5 protein-coding genes and 1 riboswitch are annotated in these 4,561 nt (G+C 33.2%); of the genes, 3 read left to right on the top strand and 2 right to left on the bottom strand.

Annotated elements, in window-relative coordinates:
• Positions 1-492 (top strand): menaquinone-dependent protoporphyrinogen IX dehydrogenase (gene hemG, locus RR554_RS11570; protein WP_332468082.1); only part of this gene is annotated, 492 nt, incomplete at its 5' end.
• Between the two features lie 115 nt (positions 493-607).
• Here hemG and RR554_RS11575 read toward each other — a convergent pair.
• Together RR554_RS11575 and yaaA are read right to left on the bottom strand one after the other, a co-directional pair.
• Positions 608-1,372, bottom strand: a complete 765-nt coding sequence (locus tag RR554_RS11575) for an AAC(3) family N-acetyltransferase (RefSeq protein WP_332468083.1) — start codon at positions 1,370-1,372, stop codon at positions 608-610.
• Between the two features lie 18 nt (positions 1,373-1,390).
• Positions 1,391-2,137: a peroxide stress protein YaaA gene (yaaA, locus tag RR554_RS11580; protein ID WP_332468084.1), complete on the bottom strand. Its 747-nt coding sequence runs from the start codon at positions 2,135-2,137 to the stop codon at positions 1,391-1,393.
• 173 nt (positions 2,138-2,310) lie between these two features.
• Positions 2,311-2,412: riboswitch (purine riboswitch) on the top strand.
• 47 nt (positions 2,413-2,459) lie between these two features.
• Between yaaA and RR554_RS11585 the strand changes: the two genes are divergently transcribed.
• On the top strand, positions 2,460-3,836 hold the full coding sequence (locus tag RR554_RS11585; protein WP_332464461.1) for an NCS2 family permease: 1,377 nt from the start codon (positions 2,460-2,462) through the stop codon (positions 3,834-3,836).
• A gap of 109 nt (positions 3,837-3,945) precedes the next feature.
• On the top strand, positions 3,946-4,482 hold the full coding sequence (locus tag RR554_RS11590; protein ID WP_332464460.1) for a 5-bromo-4-chloroindolyl phosphate hydrolysis family protein: 537 nt from the start codon (positions 3,946-3,948) through the stop codon (positions 4,480-4,482).
• The last annotated feature ends 79 nt before the right edge of the window (positions 4,483-4,561 follow it).

Consider the following 4,561-nt stretch of genomic DNA (forward strand, 5'->3'; position numbering starts at 1 on the left):
ACTGTGGATGGGCAAACAAGAAAAATTAGTCATCAATTAGCAAGCGAGATTAAGGGAGAAGTAGAAGTCAAAAAATTTGAAGAGATTGATACATTGGATGACTATGGAAAAGTTATTATTGGCTCTTCTATACGTTACGGAAAATTTCCAAAAAAACTCTTTCGATTTGTTGAAAAAAATAAAACAAGTTTAGAAGAAAAGCAGGCAGATTTTTTTGGTGTCAATCTTATTGCGAGAAACCCAGAAAAATGCTTGGTAGAAAATAACGTATACGTTCGAAAATTTGTAGAAAAAACATCTTGGAAACCAAATGAGGTTGTTATTTTTGCAGGCGCGTTAAATTATACAACTTACAATTTGTTTGATAAAAAAATGATTCAATTAATCATGAAAATAACAGAAGGACCAACAGATGCTTCCGTTGATTTAGAATTTACTAATTGGGAAGATGTTTCTAGTTACGCTGATAAAGTTAATAGTGAAGCTAAGTAATATTAATAATGGATTAAAAATAAAATCAAAAAGTTGGTTTTATTTTTTTTAATAAAAAAACAAACTTGCTATTCGTTATTGGAATAGCAAATTTGAATAAAATGTTTATTTAATATTAAGTTCTAGGGCGAGGGTCAACAAAATAATAGATGTCTTCTTTATATTTTAACAATGCTTTATCCCAAACAGCAGGAGCATTCATAACACAACTACGGCCATTTAAAACGTCACCGACTTTGTAGTCAACGCCTTCATCTAAAATGTTTAGAACACGATCATAACGTTGTTCAATACCATTAAAATCATGACGAATAACATTCATTGTGATCTTTTCTTTATTTTCAAGAGTAACCTCGTAATCATAGTTAGTTGTAAATAAGTAGTCAGGTAACATTTTTTCTTCCACACCGTGCATACTTGTATTGCGAGCAAATGGCGCACCTAGCATAACGATTTTTCCACCACGTCGATAAGCTTCACTTAATGGAGAATTAACCCCAACTGGCGTATGGTCTTTGTAATGATTTTGGGTAATTTCTTTAGCATTTTTCCCCCAGACACTCACACTGTGAGTAGGGTGAGCGCTTCGAATAACTCCCTCAGATAAGCGCATTGTTTCAGGAATAATCCCAATACAAACCGGCGTTGTCGCAACATCAAATACACGGTTATCTAAATCAACGTTTTTATAGCTAAGAGTTGGAATAATTAAGGTTCCTTCTGAAACTGTTTCTTTTAATGCTGCGATAACGGCTTCTGGACCGCCTTCGATTTTGTCGTTGCCGCGTAAGGCATTATAAGAAGAATGGACCACAATAATATCGTCTTTTGTGACACCTAATTTTCTTAAATCAGTGATAATTTGTTTTGGGTTTAACATAATAGTCTCCTTTAAAATTTATTCAGTATAGAGAAAAACTAATTTTTCAGAGGTGGAATACTCTTTAGAAAATTGATAATTCGGATGATCAAATTCCTTTATTTTTTCAATAGTTGTAACGTTATTCTCTGATAAAAACCGCACCATTTCACCACGAGCCATTTTAGCTAATGTGGCTTTCACTTTTAATTTATCATTAATAAGTTGGGCAAAAGAAACCTCAATCAATTCGTCCTTTTTCTTTAAAAAAGGGGTGATTGCTTTTGAATATTCTTTTGACGCAAGGTTAATAACCGGTCCTTGATTGAAATCAAGAGCATCATAAAGTTTTCTCCCCCAAAAAGCATAAAGATGTGGCTGATCCATGACTGAAAGTGGTGCTTGCATCTCAAGCCTGTAAGGAACAATCCCATCAAATGGTCGTAAAATGCCATAAAATCCAGATAGAATACGAACGTGCTCTTGCAAATAAGCCAATCCAGGTTTAGTAAAAAGATCAGGTGCCATGTATTGATATTGTAGCCCTTTGTAGCTCATTATGGCTGGTGCTGTTTTCTTTTCTAAATCCATCTGTTGCAGTCGCTCAAAATTTTCTTGAGCTAACTTATCACTACAATGCCACAATGTTTTGGCTTCTTTATAGGTTAGTTTTTGTAATTCAGCTAATACTTGTTTTGTCTGTTCTAAAAATTGAGGCTGACTTTCTGAAAAAAAGAAGTCTTGCTCATTTGTCATTTGCTTGGTAGGTGAGATAATTATTTTCATAAAACAACCGCCTTTTCATTCATCAATCTCATTTTAGCTTACAATTTGAAGAAAAGAAAGGAACTAAATTAAACTAAAAAAAAGAGTGTTGAACAAACACTAAAAGTTAACAATAATAATTGAAATTATATTATCGTTCGTAAAAACCGTTGATTATTTTATTTATACCTGTTATGATAGCCAAATAAGAAAACCATATAGTTCTAGTAATACGGTCTAGAAGTTTCTACAAGTTACCCGTAAAGTAACTTACTATGGCAAAGGCTTTTTTGTCCTTCTGCCATTGACATGGCTTTTCGTTTTAAGGAGGAGAAAGAAAACAATGAAAGAAAAAATGGATCAATTTTTTGGTATAACATCATCAGGTTCCACATTTAAACGTGAGCTGACTGGAGGGTTAACAGCCTTTTTGTCAATGTCTTACGTTATTTTTGTTAATCCAATTATTTTAGGGCAAGCAGGCATGCCAAAAGATGCTGTGTTTATGTCAACGATTATCTCATCAGCAATTGCTATGCTGATAATGGGACTCTGGGCAAGATTTCCACTAGGTTTGGCACCTTGTATGTCAATGAATGCGTTCTTTGCGTATTCTGTTGTTTTACAAATGGGAAAAACTTGGCAAGAAGCACTGTCGAGTGTCTTAGTAGCGTCTGTTTTATTTTTAATCTTAGCTTTTTCTGGTGCACGCTCTAAAATTATTAAAGCCATTCCAATGACAGTTAAACATGCCGGAACAGTAGGATTAGGTATATTTATTGCCTTTGTCAGTTTTAAAAATTCAGGCATTATTGTTCCAGATGAGGGAATGTTTATTAAATTTGGTGGGTTTAGTAACCCCAATGTAATTATTGCTTTTTTTGGTATTTTAACAGCAGCTTTTTTCTTAGTGAGAAAAAACCAGTATGCGGTATTTTTAGGAATGATTGGTGCGGCTCTTTGTGGCTTATTTATTCGCTTAGGTGTTTCTATGGACTGGTTTCATTTAGGGCAAGAAGTTGTAGCGACGTTACCACAACTTCCAAAAGGTTCTCCAATTGTTATACCTGTTGAACCAATGTCAGCCATGATGAATCAAACGTTTTTTGTCGCTGTTAAAAACTTAGATAAGATGCTATCTCTGGATTCGATTGTTATTATTTTAACCTTTTTATTTTTAGATTTTTTTGGAACAGCAACGACTCTTTCAGCTGCAGCGACACAGGTATCAGATATTAAACGAGAAAATTTTGAAGATAATAAGAGAATTTATAGTGCAGATGCACTTGGGACATTCTTTGGTTCGATTTTTGGAACATCTAGTTTATCCACCTATATTGAATCTGTTTCAGGAATTATTGCTGGAGCAAGAACCGGATTAATGAGCGTTATTGTGGCATTGTTATTCTTACTATCTGCTTTTTTCTACCCAGTATTGTCTCTTGTGACACCTGCAGTTACGACACCAGCCATGGTCGTTATCGGGATTTTCATGATGCAAAACATTACAAATATTCATTGGGATGAAGGATTTGAAGAAATAATTCCTGCCTTTTTAACGATTGTGATGATGCCATTAACTGGCTCGATTGCATTAGGTTTAGTGCTAGGCTTCCTATCCTATGAAATCTGCATGATTTTTGCAGGACGAGTAAAAGAAATACCAAAAGTGATGCATTTTATCACAGTCATTTCGATTGCTTACTTGTTTACGATATAGCACTGATGAACTCTCTAGATACTTAGAGAGTTTTTTTATTAGATATTATTCCTATCTACAGAATCACATGGTATATTATTTATGTATATTTCATAGGAGTGTGAGAAAAATGACGTTATTCATATCTTTTTTAGTCATTGTGGTAGTAATAGTGTTTTTGAAAAATTATCAACAAATGAAAATGAAACGAGTATATAAAGAACGATTGAAAGCCTATCAAACGAAACACAAATTATCAGAGTCTGATTTGCTTTTATTTAAAGAAGTCATGGGTGCTGCGAAAGAACAAATTATTGAATGGGAAATAACACTAAAAAAATCTAATCGATTGAAAAAAATCAAGAATGTCAAAGTTGGTTTAGTTTCAGCAAAAGAAATTTTCAAAGACTTGATGAATCATCCCGATGAAATAACAGAAGTCCATGAATTTTTGTATACAAAGTTACCAGGTGTGTTAGACGCAACGCAAAAATTTATTGTGATTGAAGCATCAACGGTTAATACAAAAGAAATTAACGATTCATTGAATGCTATTCAAGAAACAATTGTCTTAATTTCAGAAAGTATTACAGATGATTACGAAGAATTAATAAAAGAGGATGTAAGTGATGTTGATATCACTAAACAAATGGTTATGAAAAAATGAAAAAAGAACAGAAAAAATTTTATGATGCTTATGATGAATTATTTGTTATTCCTAAAAAAGAAAAAAAGGAAACTATTCG

This window comes from Vagococcus sp., from assembly GCF_036639995.1.
GTDB lineage: Bacteria > Bacillota > Bacilli > Lactobacillales > Vagococcaceae > Vagococcus.

Bases quoted from the DNA above. Each gene is read 5' to 3' on its own strand.
- RR554_RS11585 (WP_332464461.1), top strand. From the start codon at position 2,460: ATGAAAGAAAAAATGGATCAATTTTTTGGTATAACATCATCAGGTTCC.
- RR554_RS11590 (WP_332464460.1), top strand. From the start codon at position 3,946: ATGACGTTATTCATATCTTTTTTAGTCATTGTGGTAGTAATAGTGTTT.
- RR554_RS11575 (WP_332468083.1), bottom strand. From the start codon at position 1,372: ATGTTAAACCCAAAACAAATTATCACTGATTTAAGAAAATTAGGTGTC.
- yaaA (WP_332468084.1), bottom strand. From the start codon at position 2,137: ATGAAAATAATTATCTCACCTACCAAGCAAATGACAAATGAGCAAGAC.